Consider the following 17,666-nt stretch of genomic DNA (forward strand, 5'->3'; position numbering starts at 1 on the left):
CACCCGCCGTGCGCGGCGGTCAGTGCCTGATGACCTCCGACCCGGTGTGCGCCCTGATCTGCTCGGGCGTCAGATAGGCGTCGGTGAACTCGAAGTCCTGGAGCGTCGCCGGCTTGCGGGCCTGGAATCCGGTCCGTACGAAGTCGTCGCCGGCGACCGCGTTCAGCAGCCAGTTCGTCATGACCCGGGTCTTGGCGACGTTCGTCCGCAGCGCCGACCAGTGGTAGCCGCGCGCCACGGCCTGCGCGGGCAGCCCGTGCAGTTCGACGCCCAGCGGCTTGGACACCGCGTCCCGGCCGCCCAGGTCCACCACCAGCCCCAGGTCCTTGTGGACGTAGTCCTTCAGCGGCTCCCCGCGCAGCGACGCGATCAGGTTGTCCGCCATCACCCGGCCCTGGCGCATCGCGTGCTGCGCGGTCGGCGGGCAGACCGCCCCGTCGCCCTTCGCGAGGTCGGGCACCGCTGCCGCGTCGCCGAGCGAGAACACCCCGTCCGCGCCGGGCAGCTTCAGCTGGGGGGTCACGGCGAGCCTGCCGCGTACCGTCTCCGCGTCGAGGGTGGCGATCAGCGGGCTCGCCGCCACTCCGGCGGTCCAGATCAGGGTCCGGCAGGGCAGCACCCGGCCGTCGGTGAACGTCACCTCCTGGGGCCCGGCCCGGTCGATGGACACTCCGAGCGACACCTCGATGTTCCGCTTGCGGAGCACTTCCAGGGCGGCCAGACCCAGCTTGTCGCCCAGCTCCGGCATGAGCTTGGGCGCGATGTCGATCAGGTGCCACTTGATCAGCTTCGGGTCCAGCCGCGGATAGTGTTTGAGGGCGTTTGTGGTGAGGCGTTGGAGGCAGGCCGCCGTCTCCGTGCCCGCGTAACCGCCGCCGACCACGACGAACTGGAGCCGGGACGCCCGCTCTTCCTCGTCCTGGCTGGCGTCGGCCAGATCCAGCTGGGAGATGACGTGGTCGCGGATGTACGCGGCCTCGGCCAGCGTCTTCATCCCGCGGGCGTTGTCCAGCAGCCCGGGGATGTCGAAGGTCCGCGTGACGCTGCCCGCGGCCAGCACGATGTAGTCGTACGGCTCGTTGACGATCTCGTCCGTGATTTTCCGGACCACGCAGACCTTGGCCTTCGTGTCCACGCCGATCGCCCCGCCCGGAACGATCCGGGTGCGGTGACGGCGGCTGCGGCGCAGCGACAGCGCCACCGACTGGGGTGTGAGCACCCCGGAGGCCACTTGGGGGAGCAAGGGCAGATACAGCTGGTAGGAGAACGGTGTGACGAGCGTGATGCGAGCTTCGCCGGGAGATAGCCTGCGCTCCAGGCGGCGTACGCATTCGACGCCTGCGAAGCCGGCGCCGACGACGAGAATCCTGGGTGGTGCCACGGTCTGCGTCCCTTCTCGGGCTTGCGTGGTTCTGCGCTCGCCTGCCCCGTATGCCGGGTGATTCACCTCTCATCCTCACCGGATGCGCCGCGGTCCGCCTCCCGGCAGGGGTGAACGGGCCGCCGCACGGTGGACCGGCGGACGGGGCGCGCGGCACGCGTCGCGGCCCCGCGGGCCGGCCCGGCTCCGGAACCGTCGTCCCTCGGGCCCGAAGTCCGGCCGCTCGCGTGCGAGGATGCTGCGGTGACGACCTCAGTGCCCTCCTTACCCGCGGCCGACGGCCCGCCCCGCGACCCCCGACTGGGCCCCCGCGCCGCGGCCGTCCTGGTGTTCGGGTCCTCGGCCGCGGTCCTGGTCGTCGAGATCGTCGCCCTGCGGCTGCTGGCCCCGTATCTCGGTCTCACCCTGGAGACCAGCACCATGGTGATCGGCATCGCCCTCACCGCGATCGCCCTGGGCTCCTGGCTGGGCGGGCGCATCGCCGACCGGGTCGACCCCCACCGGCTCATCGGCCCGGCGCTCGGAGTCTCCGGCGTGGTGGTCGCCCTCACCCCCCTGCTGCTCCGCACCGCGGCCGAATGGGCCCCGGTGCTGCTCCTGCTGGTCGCGGCGGCGACCCTCCTCGTACCCGGCGCGCTGCTCTCCGCGGTGACCCCGCTGGTGACCAAGGTGCGGCTCACCAGCCTCGCCGAGACCGGCACGGTCGTCGGACGGCTGTCCGGTGTGGGCACCTTCGGCGCCATCGTCGGCACGGTCCTCACCGGGTTCGTCCTGGTCTCACGGCTGCCGGTCAGCTCCATCCTGATCGGACTCGGAGCCCTGCTGGTGATCGGCTCCGCACTGGTCGGACGGCGGGCACGCCGCCGAAGGCGCGCCGTGAGCCTGGCGCTCGCCACCGTTGCCGCCGGCGGCCTCGCCACCGGGATCGCCCCCGGCGGCTGCGACGCGGAGACCCGCTACCACTGCGCCCGGATCGTCGCTGACCCCGGCCGGGACAGCGGCCGCACCCTGCTTCTGGACGGCGTGCGGCACTCCTACGTCGACATCGACGACCCCGCCCACCTGGAGTTCGTCTACGTGCGCGCCCTCGCGTCGGTCGTCGACACCGCCTTTCCCGAGGGCGAGCCGCTCGCCGCCCACCACCTCGGAGGCGGCGGCCTCACCTTCCCCCGCTACCTCGCGGCCGCGCGGCCCGGGACCCGGAGTCTCGTCTCCGAGATCGACGGCGGGGTCGTACGCATCGACCGCGAGCAGCTGGGCCTGGGGCGGTCCACCGGCATCGAGGTACGCGTCGAGGACGGCAGGCTCGGCCTCGGGCGGCTGGACGCCGACAGCCGTGACCTCGTCGTCGGCGACGCCTTCGGGGGCGTCAGCGTGCCGTGGCACCTCACGACGGTGGAGTCGCTGACCGACGTACGCCGGGTTCTCGGGCCCGGCGGCCTGTACGTCGCCAACCTCATCGACCACGGGGAGCTGGCCTTCGCCCGCGCCGAAGTCGCCACTCTCGCCGAGGTCTTCCCCTACGTCGCCCTCCTCGGCGACCCCGCGGACACCGGACTCGACCCGGAAGCCGCCCCCGACGGCGGCAACCTGGTGGTCGTGGCGGCCGACCGGCCGCTCGACGCCCACGCCGTCCAGGAAGCCCTGGACGGCCGCCGGACCGGCTGGAAGATCGCCACCGGCGACGCCCTCGCCGCCTGGACCGGCGACGCGCGGGTGCTCACCGACGACTACGCCCCCGTCGACCAGCTCCTCCAGCCCAGCCCTTCCCGCACGGCCCGGTGACCGCAGCCCCCGGTGCGGGAGCGCGCGGGCGAGCCCGTCACCCGTGCCAGGACCGCCACAAGGACGCATAGGCGCCGTCCGTCGCCACCAGCTCGTCGTGACTGCCCAGCTCGCTGATCCGGCCGTCCTCCACGACCGCGATCACGTCCGCGTCGTGCGCGGTGTGCAGCCGGTGCGCGATCGCGATCACCGTGCGGCCTTCCAGGACACGGGCCAGTGAACGCTCCAGATGGCGGGCCGCCCGCGGGTCCAGCAGCGAGGTCGCCTCGTCCAGCACCAGCGTGTGCGGATCGGCGAGGACGAGCCGGGCCAGCGCGATCTGCTGCGCCTGCGCCGGAGTCAACGCGAACCCGCCAGAACCGACCTCGGTGTCCAGTCCGTCCTCCAGGGCCCTCGCCCAGCCGTCCGCGTCGACCGCGGCGAGTGAGGCCCACAGCTCCGCGTCCTTCGCCCCGTCGCGGGCCAGCCGCAGATTGTCCCGAAGCGAGCCGACGAAGACGTGGTGCTCCTGGTTGACCAGGGCCACGTGCTCCCGGACCCGCTCCGCCGGCATCCGCGCCAGCTCCGCCCCGCCGAGCGTCACCTCACCGGTGCGCGGGGCGTAGACCCCGGCCAGCAGGCGGCCCAGCGTCGACTTGCCCGCGCCGGAGGGGCCGACCAGGGCGAGCCGGGTGCCGGGAGCGACGTCGAGCGACACCTTGTGCAGGACGTCGACGCCCTCCCGGTACCCGAAGCGGACCTCGTCCGCCCGCACCGTACGGCCGTCCGGACCGACCGCGGCGTCGCCCGCGTCCGGCTCGATCTCCCGGACGCCGACCAGCCGGGCCAGCGACACCTGAGCCACCTGGAGTTCGTCGTACCACCGCAGGATCAGACCGATCGGGTCGACCATCATCTGGGCCAGCAGCGCACCCGTCGTCAGCTGGCCGACCGTCAGCCACCCCTCCAGCACGAACCAGCCGCCGAGCAGCAGGACCGCGCCGAGGATCGTCACGTACGTCGCGTTGATGACGGGGAAGAGGACCGAGCGCAGGAAGAGCGTGTACCGTTCCCACGCCGTCCACTGAGAGACCCGGAGGTCCGACAGCGCGATCCGGGCGGCGCCCAGCCGGTGCGCCTCCACGGTCCGCCCGGCGTCCACCGTCTCCGCGAGCATCGCGGCCACCGCCGCGTAGCCGGCCGCCTCCGAGCGGTACGCAGAAGGGGCCCGCCGGAAGTACCACCGGCAGCCCACGACCAGCACCGGCAGCGCGACCAGCACGGCCAGCGCCAGCGGGGGAGCGGTCACCGTCATCGCGCCGAGCAGCAGCCCCGCCCACACGACGCCGATCGCCAACTGCGGCACGGCCTCCCGCATCGCGTTGGCCAGCCGGTCGATGTCCGTCGTGATCCGCGACAGCAGGTCACCGGTCCCGGCCCGTTCCAGGACGCCGGGCGGCAGGCCGACGGAGCGTACGAGGAAGTCCTCGCGCAGATCGGCCAGCATCTCCTCGCCCAGCATCGCCCCGCGCAGCCGCATGCTGCGGGTGAACACGGTCTGGACGACCAGCGCGAACGCGAAGATCGCGGCCGTGCGCTCCAGACGCAGGTCGGTGGCGCCACTGGAGAGGTCCTCCACCAGCCCGCCCAGCAGATACGGCCCGGTGATCGACGCCACCACCGCCACCGCGTTGACCGCGATCAGGACGGCGAACGCCGTGCGATGCCGTCGCAGCAGGCTCCGCACGTAGCCCCGAACGGTCGTCGGCGTGCCCACGGGCAGCGTCGTCGCCGACTCCGGGGCCGCGGGGTCGTACGTCGGGGGTGCGACGCCGATCATGCCCTCTCCTCGATTTCCTGGACGTCCTTCATGGCGGGCGCCGCGGCGCCCGGTGCGGCAGAGAGCGCCGCCTCCTCGTCGGTCTCCCTGGTGACGACCGCCCGGTAGCGCGGTTCGGTGTGCAGGAGCTCGCGGTGCGATCCCATGGCGACCACGGCGCCCTCGTGGACGAGGACCACCCGGTCGGCGGTGTCGAGCAGAAGCGGGGAGGAGGCGAACGCGACCGTGGTACGGCCCCGGCGCAGACGCGCCAGACCGGCGGCGACCCGCGCCTCGGTGTGCGAGTCGACCGCGGAGGTCGGCTCGTCCAGCACCAGGGCCTGCGGGTCGGTGACCAGTGACCGGGCCAGTGCGAGGCGTTGGCGCTGACCGCCGGACAAGGACCGCCCCCGCTCGGTGATCCGGGTCCGCATCGGGTCCCCGTCGTCGTCGCCGGACGCCTGCGCCAGTGCGCTCAGCACGTCCCCGCACTGGGCCGCCCCCAGCGCCTCCTCGGTGGTGACCAGGCCCGAGCACGGGACGTCCAGCAGCTCCCGTAGCGTCCCGGACAGCAGCACCGGGTCCTTGTCCTGGACCAGGACCGCGGTACGCGCGGCCTCCAGCGGCAGCTCGTCCAGGGCGACCGGGCCGAGCAGCACGGACGGGGTCCTTCCGGAAGCTCCCTCCCCGTCCGCCTCCTCGCCCTCGGCCTGAGCGTGGCCGCCGAGCCGTTCGGCCAGGCGGCCCGCCGCGTCCGGGTCGCCGCAGACGACGGCGGTGAACAGGCCCTGCGGGGCCAGCAGGCCGGTCACCGGGTCGTACAGATCGCCGGTGGGCACCACACCCCCGGCGGTGGCCTCCCGCGAGCTGCGGTGCAGCGACAGCACCCGTACAGCGCGCTGGGCGGACGGCCGCGAGAAGGAGTACGCCATCGCGATCTCCTCGACGTGCCGCAAAGGGAACAGCATGAGGGTGGCCGCGCTGTAGACCGTGACCAGCTGACCGACGTCGATCCGGCCCTCCTGGGCCAGCGTCGCCCCGTACCAGACCAGGGAGATCAGCAGGATGCCCGGCAGCAGCACCTGCACGGACGAGATCAGCGCCCACATCCTGGCGCTGCGCACGGCGGCCCCCCGGACCTCCTGGGAAGCGCGGCGGTAGCGGCCGAGGAACAGCTCCTCGCCGCCGATGCCCCGCAGCACCCGCAGGCCGGCGACGGTGTCCGCGGCCAGCTCGGTTGCCTTCCCGGCCTTCTCGCGCTGCTCGTCGGCGCGACGGGTGGCGCGGGGCAGCAACGGGAGGACGGCCAGGGCGAGCACCGGCATGGCGACGGCCACGAGCACACCGAGGGACGGGAGGTAGAGGGCCAGGCCCACACAGATCAGCACCAGTGCGACGGCGGCGGCGAGGAAGCGGGAGAGGGCCTCGACGAACCAGCCGATCTTCTCCACATCGGCGGTCGAGACCGCGACGACCTCGCCGGCCGCGACCCGCCGCGTCAGCGCCGCGCCCAGCTCCGCGGTCTTGCGGGCCAGCAGCTGCTGGACCCGGGCGGCCGCGGTGATCCAGTTGGTCACGGCGGCCCGATGGAGCATGGTGTCGCCGAGGGCGATCAGGACGCCGAGGGCCGCGATCAGACCGCCGGCCAGAGCGAGCCGTTCCCCCGAGCGGTCGATGACCGCCTGGACGGCGAGCCCGACGCCGACCGGGAGGCCGGCGATGCCCAGTTGGTGGAGCAGCCCCCAGCAGAGCGACTTGAGCTGCCCCGCGAGCTGGTTGCGCCCCAGCCAGAGCAGGAAGCGGGGGCCTGAACGGACATCGGGGTCACCGGGATGCGAAAACGGAAGATCGCGAATCTGCATGACGTCCCAGGGCTTGTGAAGCGGAGGCCCACACGGACCTCGGAGAACGGGGTGACGTGCAAGGCTCCCTGTCCGTCCCGGTCGGGGGCAACCGGTTTTACGGTCCTGGCCCGCTGTCCCGCGGGGCCCCGCGCGCGTCCGGCACGGGGCCCCGCCGCCCTCATCCGGCGGGCTTCTCGGAATCCATGCCGGACCTGGCCCTCTTCCACTCGCCCCGGGTGAAGTCGGGGACCGGCAGCGGCGCGCCCTTGGCCTTGATGGACAGATGGCTCAGCGGCACGGGGGCCGTCCAGGTCGCCGCGTCGTACACGTCGAAGTCGGGGACCAGGCCGAGCCGCATGCACTGCGTCAGCCGGAAGAGCATGAGGTAGTCCATGCCTCCGTGGCCGCCCGGCGGGTTCGCGTGCTCCTTCCACAGCCAGTGGTCCCACTCCGCGTAACGGGAGAAGTCCGCCCACCGGTGGTCCGTGTGGTCCGGCTCGATGTAGATGCGCGCCGGGTAGTCCTCGAACACGCCCCGTGTGCCGCCGAGGCTGTTGATCCGGGAGTACGGGTGCGGCGTCGACACGTCGTGCTCCAGCCGGATCACCCGGCCCTTGGCGGTCTGGACGAGGCTGATCGTCCGGTCCGCGCTGATGTACGACTCCTTCCAGCTCGGATCGCCCGCCGGTATGTGCTCCTCGCGGTACTCGGCGAGGCCCAGGGCGGGGGTGCCGAGGCTCGTGATGCTCACCGCCCGGTCGCCCCGGTTGAGGTCCATGTAGTTGGCGACCGGCCCGAACCCGTGGTTGGGGTAGAGGTCCCCGCGCAGCCGGGTGTGCCACAGCCGCCGCCAGGGGCCCTCGTAGTAGTCGGGGTCGAACATCAGGCCGCGCAGATCGTGGTTGTAGGCCCCCGCACCGTGCAGCAGATCACCGAAGAGACCGGCGTGCGCCATGCGCAGAACCCGCATCTCGTTCTTGCCGTAGCAGCAGTTCTCCAACTGGACGCAGTGCCGCCGGGTGCGTTCCGAGAGGTCCACGAGCTGCCACAGCTCGTGCAGGCGCATGGCGATCGGGCACTCCACGCCGACGTGCTTCCCGTTGAGCATCGCCGTCTTCGCCATCGGGAAGTGCAGCTCCCACGGTGTCGCCACATAGACGAAGTCGACGTCCCCGCGGCGGCAGAGGTTCTCGTAGTCGTCCTCGTCCTTGGCGTAGACGGCGGGCGCGTGCTGACCGGCGGCCGTCACCTTCGCGGCGGCCCGCTCCGCCTTGTCCCGGACCGGGTCGCAGACCGCCACCACCTGGACACCGGGAAGGGCGAGGAAGAGGTCGATCATGCTTCCGCCCCGGTTGCCGAGGCCCACGATGCCGACCCTGACCGTCGACCGCCCCTCGAACGGCACGTCCGCCATCGTGCGGCCCTGCCGGGCGGGGGCGGCGGCGACCGCTTCCGGGGCGGACGCCTCGGCAGCCGCGGCGGGTCCTGCGGAGAGAGCGCCGAGACCGAGTCCCGCGCCGGCTGCCCCGGCCGTGGTCCGCAGCACCGAACGGCGGCTGGGGGCCTGCCGGTCGGCCTCGTCGGCTGCGCCACCGTGCGGGGGAACGTCCTGCGGTCGTGGGATGGGCCGGGCCTCGTCGTTCATCGAGCCTCCAGGTGGATCGGGGGTTCTGACGGTGCGCGAGCGCGTCCGGTGCCCGAGGGGACGGGCGTGCGGGAACCGGGTCTCAGGAAGGACCCTGGACGGTGACGAGGAGGGTGCGCAAGGGAGGGTTTTTGGACTCTCGTGCTCGAACCATGGACCTTCCGCACGACGGGCGAAGGGCCGGTCCGCTCCGGCCGGCCAGGGCCTTCGCTGCTCAGGCGCGTACCGTCTCACGGCCTCGTCGGACGGTCGGACGGGCGTGTTCCGGCCCGGTCAGCGCCGGGCGACACGAGCGGGCCGGCGGCCCCTGCCCCGAGGCCTCGCACATCCGACCGGCCGGCGGATGGACGGCGTACGCGCCGCCGGGGTCTGGGCCCCCTCTGCCGCGGCCGCTTCGGCCGGCTCCCCGGACGGCGGGCCCCGCCTGCGGTGGACGCTCGGGGTCCCGCGCCGCCGTGGCGGACCGCCGCGTCGGTGTGGGCGGCAGCCGGGACTCCTCATGGACCGGCCCGACCGGGCGTTCCGTCGATCGGGTCGGAGGCGCGACCGCAGGAGCGGCCTCGCGGAACACCGCCGGCTCCGGCGCCGGGGCGTCGGCTGCCGCCCGGCGCCCGGCCGCCAGGCCTTCTCGGCGGGTCGGCAGGTCGGCGGGGTGCTCGGCCCACGGGCCCGGGGCGCCTGCGGAGATGTTCGGCCTCCGGCCTTCCGCGTCCGGCAGCGGGGCCGGAGGCCCGGTCGTGGTGCGGTCACCCGGCCGGGCGCCCGTACCCGGCCGGGTGAGCGGTCATCGGCGCAGCGCCGCCGTCAGCATCGGCAGGGCGTGGCGCAGTTCCCGGTAACCGTAGGTGCCGCTGTGTCCGCCCGGGTACAGGTGTGTGGAGACGGGCGCGCCCAGGGAGGCGAGGCGGTCGCTGAGCATGCGCGTCTCCTCTCCGCACACGGCTTCGGTGATGGACACGACGCCCTCGTCGGCGAGCGCGACCCATTTCTCGGTGCCCGGGATGTGGGGGTCGGGCTCGTCGCCGTCGAGCGGGCCGGGCCTGCCGTCGCCGGAGGCCAGGTAGACGGGTGTGTGGCGCAGCCCTCCGGCGTGACGGTACGGGTCCCAGTCGAGCCAGGTCCGCCACTGCTTCCACGGGTCGCCGAAGATCGCGTAACCGTCCACGCCGACGTACTTCGCTCCGGAGAGCCACATCTCGGCGTGCCGGACCGGATGCACGGGGGCCCCGAACGCGGCTACCGCGCCGAACAGCCCCGCGACGCGGGAGGCCATCCCCAGGGCGCCGAATCCGCCTTGGGACTCGCCGGCGGCCGCCCTGACCGGCCCGGCGCCGTAAGCACGTTCCATCAGGGGGACCACTTCGCGGAGGAAGTACGTGCGCACCCGGGGCGGGCCTCCCGCGCCGTGGTTCCACCAGTCGGTCCAGAAGCCGAACAGCGGCATGGCCGGCATGACCACCAGGACATCGCGCAGTTCGGCCAGTTCCTGCACCGCGAACAGGCTCGTCCAGGTCGTGTGGTCGCCGTCTCCGCCCGCGAGCAGATAGAGAGTGGGCCAGCGGTCGTCGGGGCGGCGTCGGCCCCAGCCGCGGGGTGTCAGCAGGGCCACGGTGCTCGGGCCGCCCAGGGCGGGGGAGTCCAGGGTCAGTTCGACCAGTCGGTCGTCCAGGTGCCGTTCGGCGAGGACCTTGCCGCCTGCGTCGGCCTTGGCGGGGGCGGCTGTGCCGAGCAGGGCGCCCGCGCTCAGCAGGGCTCCGGCGGACAGGATGGTGCGGCGTGTGTGTGCGTGCGACATGCCTGATTCTTCGGTCGTCCCTTCCGTCTCCTTGAACCCGGTGGGGCGGCCGCGACGGCGGAGGGCGCGAAGCCGGCGGCCGTCAGGCGGGCCGGCGGCCGTGCGCGGGGGCGGCCCGCGCGAGCGGGACGCCCGGCGGTCCGCTCAGCAGTGGCGCTCGGGCATGCCGTCGACCAGAGCGGCCAGCAGTCCGCCGAGCACCTCGCGCTGGTCGGCGGTCAGGGGGGCCAGGATCTCCTCCGCTGCGGCGCGTCGTGCGCTGCGCAGGGAACGCAGGGTGGCGAGCCCCTCGTCGGTGATCTCGATACGGACCACCCTCCGGCTGTCCGGGTCCGGGGCGCGCCGTACCCGTCCGCTCGCCTCCAAGGCGTCGACCAAGGTGGTCACTGCGCGGGGGACGACGTCCAGACGCTGGGCGAGATCCGCCATCCGAGGTGCCGAGTCGTAACCCGCCACGGTCCGCAGCAGCCGGAACTGGGCCGGCGTGATGCCGATCGGCTCCAGCTGGCGGCGCTGGATGCGGTGCAGCCGACGGGTCAGCCGCAGCAACTGCTCGGCGAGTATGCCGTCGGCGTCGAGGGAGCGGGGGGCGCCGCGAGCGACGGACGGTGCGGGGTCTCCGGCTTCGACGTCGGCTCCGGTGGAGGGGGGCCCGGCTTCGGCGTCGGGAGAATCTGGGGCGTCCATACGGGAACAATATCAGGACGCCGTTCATTGTGAGTAGAGGTAACAATGAGCTAGGCTCTCAAGGTGTGAGGGTCCGGTCCGCCCGCTGCGTCTCACGCCCGACGAAGGAGCCCATGAAACCCGACGAACCCACGTGGACGCCCCCGCCCGGGGGCGCGGCACAGCCGCCTGCCGAGGTGCGCCGCATCCTGAGACTCTTCCGCCCCTACCGCGGCCGCCTCTCCCTGGTCGGACTGCTGGTCGGCGCCTCCTCCCTGGTGTCGGTCGCCTCTCCGTTCCTGCTCCGCGAGATCCTGGACACCGCCATCCCGCAGGGGCGGACGGGGCTGCTGACCCTGCTGGCACTCGGCATGATCCTCACCGCCGTGATGAACAGCGTCTTCGGCGTCCTTCAGACACTGATCTCCACCACCGTCGGCCAACGGGTCATGCACGATCTGCGCACGGCCGTCTACACCCAGCTCCAGCGCATGCCGCTCGCCTTCTTCACCCGGACCCGCACGGGCGAGGTGCAGTCCCGCATCGCCAACGACATCGGCGGCATGCAGGCGACGGTCACCTCCACGGCCACGTCACTCGTCTCCAACCTCACCGCCGTCATCGCGACGATCGTCGCCATGCTCGCGCTCGACTGGCGGCTCACCGTCGTCTCGCTGCTCCTGCTGCCCGTCTTCGTGGCGATCAGCCGCCGCGTGGGCCGGGAGCGCAAGAAGATCACCACGCAGCGCCAGAAGCAGATGGCCGCGATGGCCGCCACGGTCACCGAGTCCCTCTCGGTCAGCGGCGTCCTCCTCGGCCGCACCATGGGCCGCTCCGCCTCGCTCACCCAGGGCTTCGCCCAGGAATCCGAGCGGCTGGTCGACCTCGAGGTGCGCTCCAGCATGGCCGGTCGCTGGCGGATGTCCACGATCGGCATCGTGATGGCCGCCATGCCCGCCGTCATCTACTGGGTGGCCGGCCTCACCTTCCAGTCCGGGGCCGCCGCCGTCTCCATCGGCACGCTGGTCGCCTTCGTCACGCTCCAGCAGGGGTTGTTCCGCCCGGCGGTGAGCCTGCTCTCCACCGGTGTGCAGATGCAGACCTCTCTCGCCCTCTTCCAGCGGATCTTCGAGTACCTCGACCTCACCGTGGACATCACCGAGCCGGAGAACCCGGTGCGCCTGGAGGAGATCCGCGGTGAGATCGCCTTCGAGAACGTCGACTTCAGCTACGACGACACGAACGGCCCGACCCTCGCCGGCATCGACGTGACCGTGCCCGCCGGCGACAGCCTCGCGATCGTGGGGCCCACCGGGTCCGGCAAGTCCACGCTGAGCTACCTCGTCCCCCGCCTGTACGACGTCACGGGCGGCCGGGTCACGCTCGACGGCGTCGACGTCCGCGACCTGGACTTCGACACCCTCGCCCGAGCGGTCGGCGTGGTCTCCCAGGAGACCTGTCTCTTCCACGCGTCCGTCGCCGACAACCTGCGCTTCGCCAAGCCGGACGCCACCGACGAGGAGCTGGAGGCCGCGGCCCGCGCCGCGCAGATCCACGACCACATAGCCTCGCTGCCCGACGGTTACGCCACCCTGGTGGGGGAGCGCGGATATCGCTTCTCCGGCGGAGAGAAGCAACGCCTCGCCATCGCCCGCACCATCCTGCGCGACCCGCCGGTGCTGATCCTCGACGAAGCGACCAGTGCGCTCGACACCCGCACGGAACACGCGGTGCAGCAGGCGATCGACGCGCTCTCCGTCGGCCGCACCACGCTTACCATCGCGCACCGTCTCTCCACCGTCCGCGACGCCGACCAGATCCTGGTGCTGGACGGCGGGCGGGCCACCGAACGCGGTACGCACCAGGAGCTCCTCGCGCGGGGCGGCCGCTACGCCGAGCTGATCCGCCGCGACGTCCACCCCTCCCCACGCGCCCCCGCGGAACCGGCCGTTGGCCCGACCGCGCCCCCGCCTCCCCTGCCGTCAGCCCCGGTTCCGGCCTCCTGAGCGCCGACTCCACCGCTGGAGCCTGCGGATCGGGAGTACGGGTGGCGTGCGACACGCGGGGCGGGACGGCCGCGGTGCGCGGGGGCGTCCTCGGGGCGGAGCTTTTGTCTGTCGCGGTGGACACCGGCCCATGGCTGCATGACCACAGCGCATGTGCCGGCCCCTGCTCCCCGACGCGCCACCGGGCTTGTCGACCGCTCCGGACGACGGCCCTACGTCGACCCTCCGCGCCGCGCTGCCCTCACCTACCGTGCCTTCGCGCCGCGCTGCTCCGTTCACCGGGCCTTTTGCACTGCGCTGCCCTCCTGCGCGGATCGGCCGCGTCGAGCAGTCGAGGCAACCAGCGCTCGTCAGGGCGTTTCTCCCCGCCAACGCGCCTCCCCGCCAACGCAGCGGCGCCGCCGCTCCCGTGGGACGGGGAGCGACGGCGCCGGGAGGAGCAATGGTCAGACGAGCCAACCCACGAAGTGGACGACGCCGGCAAGCAGGTTGGTGAGGATGTTCATCTGGTCTTTCTCCTTGTGCGTGGTGCATCGGTGGGACTGCGCAGTTGCGGTCTGCAGCCCGTTGACTGCGCTCTGCAATCTTCACGCGCCGAACGGGTGAAGAGCAACAAAAGTCGGTACGATCACGCGTTCCAGCGAACATCCGATCCCTTGTTCGTTTGTTCTGGTCGTGCGGTACGGCGTTCGGGTCGCCGGTCCCGACGCTGTGGACGAGCTACCGTTCCGAGACCGGGCCCCGGGTTAACGTGCGCGCATGGTGAACGAGCCCCCGGACGCCCGCCCCCGTCGCAGACTCCGCCCGACGCGCCGGGGGAAGGTGGTTCTGATCGTCGGAGCCCTCCTCCTCGTGTCGGCCGCTGTTCTCGTCCCGCTGACCCTGCTCGGACCGGACGAGGAGAAGAGGGAAAGCCCGCGGAGCACCCTGGTGATTCCGGAGGGCCACCGGGCCTCCCAGGTGTACGCGGCCGTCGACCGGGAGCTCGGTCTGAAACCCGGCAGCACACGGAAGGCCGCGTCGACCGCCGATCTCGCCCTGCCCGCCCAAGCCGAGGGCAACCCCGAGGGCTACCTGTTCCCGGCCACCTATCCGCTCGACTCCGCGACCACTCCCAGCAGCCTGTTGCGCTACATGACGGACACCGCGCGCAAGCGGTTCGGGGCGGACCACATCACCGCCGGCTCCCAGCGCAACAACGTCACCGTCTACGACACGGTCACGATCGCCAGCATCGTCCAGGCCGAGGCCGATACGGCCGCCGACATGGGCAAAGTCGCCCGGGTCGTCTACAACCGGCTGCTCAAGGACATGCCGTTGCAGATGGACTCCACCCTGAACTACGCCCTGAAGCGGTCCACCCTGGACACCAGCTCGGCGGACACCCGGATCGACAGCCCGTACAACAGCTACGAACGCAAGGGGCTGCCGCCGACGCCCATCGGCAACCCGGGGGAGGAGGCCCTGCGGGCGGCCACCAGCCCCACGCCGGGCCCCTGGCTGTACTTCGTCACGGTGGGCCCGGGGGACACCCGGTTCACCGACGACTACGACGAACAACGCAGGAACGTCGAGGAGTTCAACCGCAATCGCCGAACGGCCAAGGAGAGTTGATCCGGCCCGTCGCCGTCGGCCCGCCACCTGCCTCGACGGGGCCCCAGGGCCGGAGCCTGGTCGTCAGACGGCGAAGGCCGCCCCGGATGCCCGCTCCGACCCCCGCCCACCGTCCGTTCTCTCCAGCGACCGCATGACCGACCGGACGGCGGCGCGCCCCGCGCGGTTGGCCCCGATGGTGCTGGCGGACGGCCCGTACCCGACGAGATGGACGCGTCCGTCCCGGGCGGCACGGGTGCCCTCTGCCCTGAGCCCGCCGCCCGCCTCCCGCAGCCGGAGCGGCGCCAGATGGCCCACGGCGGGGCGGAACCCGGTCGCCCAGAGGATCACGTCCGCCTCGACCGTCCGGCCGTCGTCCCACTCGGCCCCGGTCGGCGTGATCCGTGCGAACATCGGCATCCGGTCCAGTACGCCCCGCGCCCGGGCCCGCCGCACCGCGTCGGTGACCGGCAGCCCGGTCACGCTCACCACACTCCGCGGCGGCAACCCGTTGCGCACCCGTTCCTCCACCATCGCCACAGCCGACCGCCCCCACGCCTCGTCGAAGGGCCCCTCACGGAAGACCGGCTCGCTGCGGGTCACCCAGAAGGTCGCGGCCGCATGCTCGGCGAGCTCCATCAGATGCTGCGTACCGGAGGCGCCGCCACCCACCACGAGGACACGCTGCCCCGCGAACTCCTCGGGCCCCGGGTAGTCAGCCGTGTGCAGCTGCCGGCCTCTGAAGGTCTCCTGTCCTGGGTAGTGGGGCCAAAACGGCCGGTCCCACGTACCGGTGGCGTTGATCAGCGCACGCGGGGCGTAGGCCCCCTCGGACGTCTCCACGAGCAGACGCCCGCCGCTCCCCTCCCGTACGGCGCTCACGTCGACGGGACGGTGCACCCGCAGGCCGAAGCGCTCCTCGTACGCGGCGAAGTAGGCGCCGATCACCTCCGAGGAGGCCCGATCGGGGTCGGCCCCGGTCAGCTCCATGCCCGGCAGCGCGTGCATCCCGTGGACCTTGCCGTACGTGAGTGACGGCCAGCGGAACTGCCATGCGCCGCCGGGCCGGGGAGCATGGTCCAGCACGACGAACCCGCGGTCCGGCTCCAGTCCGGCGCGGCGCAGGTGGTAGGCCGCGGACAGCCCCGCCTGGCCGGCGCCGACCACGACCACGTCCAGTTCGCGCGCCCCAGTAACGTTCACGCTTCTACTAACTGTCGAGGGGCCCCGGGTCTTCCCGCGCGACCGGCTCGGGCCCACCGGCCCCCGCGCCGGAGGGAGCCGCGCGGCCGAAGCCCGGCTCGCGACGTCCTGGCGCCTGGACGCGTCATCCCCGCCGGGGAGAGGGAAGATGGAAGCATGTCCGCTTCTTCCTTCACCACCACGGTCCTGAACATCACCACGGGTACGGTCGAGAGCGTCACGGATCTGACGCAGGACTGCGAGCAGTTCCTCCACGACAACGCCGCCGGCCGCGACGGCCTGCTCAACGTCTTCGTGCCCCACGCCACGGCGGGCATCGCCGTCCTGGAGACCGGTGCGGGCAGCGACGACGACCTCCTGGCCGCCCTCCACCATCTGCTCCCCGCCGACGACCGCTGGCAGCACCGCCACGGCAGCCCGGGCCACGGCCGCGACCACGTGGTCCCCGCCCTGGCTCCGCCGCACGCCACCCTGCCGGTGATCGGCGGCAGGCTGGAACTGGGCACGTGGCAGTCGGTCTGCCTGGTGGACACCAACGTCGATAATCCGGAGCGCCGGGTGCGGTTGTCGTTCATCGGGTAGTCAGTGCCGTGCTCGGCGGACCCGGCGTACGCGGCCGGGGCAGAGGCCGTCATCACGGCACAACGGGACTGACGGGGCCGGGGTGGCTGGCGGGTCTTCCGCGCCTCGCCTCCTGCCCGCACCCCGCCCCGTCACCGGCGTCCGTCAAGTCCAGGCGCACGCCGCACCGGTCAGGTCGACCAGACCACCCTGCCGTTGTGCACGATGACCACCTTGGCGTCGGGTCGCAGGACCATCCGGGCACCGCCGAAGTCGTGGGTCTTGGAGGCCCAGATGGCCCGGTCGTCGCCGTTGTGGATGACCAGGTTGCCGTCGGGCTGGAAGATGGCCCGGTGGTTCTTGCCGAAGGTCATGGCGGCCCAGATCGGCTTGTTCCGCTCGTTGTAGACGACGAGGTTGCCGTCCTGCTGCATCGTCATGCGGATGCGGTTGGTGGCCCAGGACTGGCCGACTCCGATGGAGCTGGTCGCGGAGACCGCCTGGGTGCCCCAGTTCGGCTTCGGGGCCGCCTTGGGCTTCGGTTTCGGTTTCGGCTCCGGTGAGGCCTTCGGCTTCGCGGCGGGGGCGCTCGGCCTGGGCTCGGGCGTGGGCGTGGGGGCCGCGGACGTCGGTGCCACGGGTGCGGGCGCCGCGGGCGCCGGGACGGCCTTCGCCGGGGCGGTCTTCTTCCCTTTCGTCGGGGACGGCGTGGGCTTCACCGCCACATAGTCGTCCAGGGCCGCCGGGGCCGATTCCGGGTTGAGGACCGTGTCGGCGCTCCCCGCCACCGGGGTCGTGGCGGGGGTGCGGGGTCCCTCGTCGTTCGCACTGCCCATCAGCAGCACGGGTATCGCGACCAGGGCGGCCCCGACGAAGGCGGCGCCCGCCAGGATCGGTGTGCGGGGGCGTCCCTTGTCGACAGCGGTGGCGGTACGGGTCTCCGGCGTCGTGCCGACGGCCGCCGCCACGCCGTGGTCCTCGGCGCGGGCCTCGGGCGCCTCGGCCGGCTTCGCCGTGGCTGAGGACTCGGACGGGGCGACAGCCGCCTCTCCGGCCGGTGCCGTGGCGGACTGAGCCCCGGTGGCGGGGGCAGAGGGCTGGGTCGGTGCCGTCGGCGCCGTGGACGGCGAGGGCGGGGCGCCGGCCTCCTCCACGCGGGCGGCGACTGCCGCGGTGTCGGTGCCGGGGGCGGGGTGCTCGGGGGGCATGCGGTGGTTCCTCCTCGGTGGCGCGCCCAACGTAGCCCGTCTCGGGGGTGACGGCGGCGCCCCGCCCCGAAACTTCCCCGGCGCTTTGTCCTCCCACGCCTCACTGGTCCCGGAAAGTTCTCCGATCGGGCGGTGAACGGGCACGTGGGAGGCCGAAACGGACCCGGGGCCGGCTCCCGTG

At 72.8% G+C, this 17,666-nt stretch carries 12 protein-coding genes; 4 read left to right on the top strand and 8 right to left on the bottom strand.

Annotated elements, in window-relative coordinates:
- Window positions 1-19: 19 nt before the first annotated feature.
- Window positions 20-1,381, bottom strand: a complete 1,362-nt coding sequence (locus V9U70_RS12390; protein ID WP_336674725.1) for an NAD(P)/FAD-dependent oxidoreductase — start codon at window positions 1,379-1,381, stop codon at window positions 20-22.
- A 243-nt stretch (window positions 1,382-1,624) separates the two neighbouring features.
- Between V9U70_RS12390 and V9U70_RS12395 the strand changes: the two genes are divergently transcribed.
- Complete coding sequence (locus V9U70_RS12395; RefSeq protein ID WP_419723971.1) at window positions 1,625-3,166, top strand: fused MFS/spermidine synthase; 1,542 nt, start codon at window positions 1,625-1,627, stop codon at window positions 3,164-3,166.
- Between the two features lie 37 nt (window positions 3,167-3,203).
- On the opposite strand, the gene V9U70_RS12400 is transcribed toward V9U70_RS12395, so the two are convergent.
- The 5 genes from V9U70_RS12400 to V9U70_RS12420 all read right to left on the bottom strand — a co-directional run bounded on the left by V9U70_RS12400 (window position 3,204) and on the right by V9U70_RS12420 (window position 10,935).
- A complete protein-coding gene (locus V9U70_RS12400) occupies window positions 3,204-4,985 on the bottom strand; it encodes an ABC transporter ATP-binding protein (protein WP_336674727.1) in 1,782 nt (593 codons plus the stop codon).
- The gene (locus tag V9U70_RS12405) at window positions 4,982-6,826 is read right to left on the bottom strand and encodes an ABC transporter ATP-binding protein (protein ID WP_336674729.1); all 1,845 of its coding nucleotides are present in this window, start codon (window positions 6,824-6,826) and stop codon (window positions 4,982-4,984) included. Before V9U70_RS12405 ends, V9U70_RS12400 begins: the two co-directional genes overlap by 4 nt.
- Window positions 6,827-6,986: 160 nt before the next feature.
- Entirely contained in the window at window positions 6,987-8,453 is a 1,467-nt protein-coding gene (locus tag V9U70_RS12410) for a Gfo/Idh/MocA family protein (protein WP_336674731.1), read from the bottom strand.
- A 784-nt stretch (window positions 8,454-9,237) separates the two neighbouring features.
- The gene (locus V9U70_RS12415) at window positions 9,238-10,248 is read right to left on the bottom strand and encodes an alpha/beta hydrolase (protein WP_336674733.1); all 1,011 of its coding nucleotides are present in this window, start codon (window positions 10,246-10,248) and stop codon (window positions 9,238-9,240) included.
- Window positions 10,249-10,392: 144 nt separating this feature from the next.
- Window positions 10,393-10,935: a MarR family winged helix-turn-helix transcriptional regulator gene (locus tag V9U70_RS12420; RefSeq protein WP_336674735.1), complete on the bottom strand. Its 543-nt coding sequence runs from the start codon at window positions 10,933-10,935 to the stop codon at window positions 10,393-10,395.
- Between the two features lie 113 nt (window positions 10,936-11,048).
- On the opposite strand from V9U70_RS12420, the gene V9U70_RS12425 reads away from it, so the two are divergent.
- Window positions 11,049-12,920 carry an ABC transporter ATP-binding protein gene (locus V9U70_RS12425; protein WP_336674737.1) on the top strand — a complete coding sequence of 624 codons (1,872 nt, stop codon included), beginning with the start codon at window positions 11,049-11,051 and terminating at the stop codon, window positions 12,918-12,920.
- Between the two features lie 759 nt (window positions 12,921-13,679).
- A complete protein-coding gene (gene mltG / locus V9U70_RS12430; protein ID WP_336674739.1) occupies window positions 13,680-14,534 on the top strand; it encodes an endolytic transglycosylase MltG in 855 nt (284 codons plus the stop codon).
- A gap of 63 nt (window positions 14,535-14,597) precedes the next feature.
- On the opposite strand, the gene V9U70_RS12435 is transcribed toward mltG, so the two are convergent.
- Window positions 14,598-15,716, bottom strand: coding sequence for an NAD(P)-binding domain-containing protein (locus V9U70_RS12435; RefSeq protein ID WP_336674741.1), 1,119 nt, complete (start codon window positions 15,714-15,716; stop codon window positions 14,598-14,600).
- Window positions 15,717-15,872: 156 nt separating this feature from the next.
- On the opposite strand from V9U70_RS12435, the gene V9U70_RS12440 reads away from it, so the two are divergent.
- A complete protein-coding gene (locus tag V9U70_RS12440; RefSeq protein WP_336674743.1) occupies window positions 15,873-16,298 on the top strand; it encodes a secondary thiamine-phosphate synthase enzyme YjbQ in 426 nt (141 codons plus the stop codon).
- Between the two features lie 170 nt (window positions 16,299-16,468).
- On the opposite strand, the gene V9U70_RS12445 is transcribed toward V9U70_RS12440, so the two are convergent.
- The gene (locus V9U70_RS12445; protein ID WP_336674744.1) at window positions 16,469-17,485 is read right to left on the bottom strand and encodes a mannose-binding protein; all 1,017 of its coding nucleotides are present in this window, start codon (window positions 17,483-17,485) and stop codon (window positions 16,469-16,471) included.
- Window positions 17,486-17,666 lie beyond the last annotated feature (181 nt).

It is taken from the genome of Streptomyces pratensis (genome assembly GCF_037137275.1).
GTDB classification, from domain to species: Bacteria; Actinomycetota; Actinomycetes; order Streptomycetales; family Streptomycetaceae; genus Streptomyces; species Streptomyces pratensis_B.

Coding starts and splice junctions, on each gene's coding strand:
- V9U70_RS12410 (WP_336674731.1), bottom strand. CDS start 8,453: ATGAACGACGAGGCCCGGCCCATCCCACGACCGCAGGACGTTCCCCCG.
- V9U70_RS12415 (WP_336674733.1), bottom strand. CDS start 10,248: ATGTCGCACGCACACACACGCCGCACCATCCTGTCCGCCGGAGCCCTG.
- V9U70_RS12405 (WP_336674729.1), bottom strand. CDS start 6,826: ATGCAGATTCGCGATCTTCCGTTTTCGCATCCCGGTGACCCCGATGTC.
- V9U70_RS12400 (WP_336674727.1), bottom strand. CDS start 4,985: ATGATCGGCGTCGCACCCCCGACGTACGACCCCGCGGCCCCGGAGTCG.
- V9U70_RS12420 (WP_336674735.1), bottom strand. CDS start 10,935: ATGGACGCCCCAGATTCTCCCGACGCCGAAGCCGGGCCCCCCTCCACC.
- V9U70_RS12425 (WP_336674737.1), top strand. CDS start 11,049: ATGAAACCCGACGAACCCACGTGGACGCCCCCGCCCGGGGGCGCGGCA.
- mltG (WP_336674739.1), top strand. CDS start 13,680: ATGGTGAACGAGCCCCCGGACGCCCGCCCCCGTCGCAGACTCCGCCCG.
- V9U70_RS12445 (WP_336674744.1), bottom strand. CDS start 17,485: ATGCCCCCCGAGCACCCCGCCCCCGGCACCGACACCGCGGCAGTCGCC.
- V9U70_RS12440 (WP_336674743.1), top strand. CDS start 15,873: ATGTCCGCTTCTTCCTTCACCACCACGGTCCTGAACATCACCACGGGT.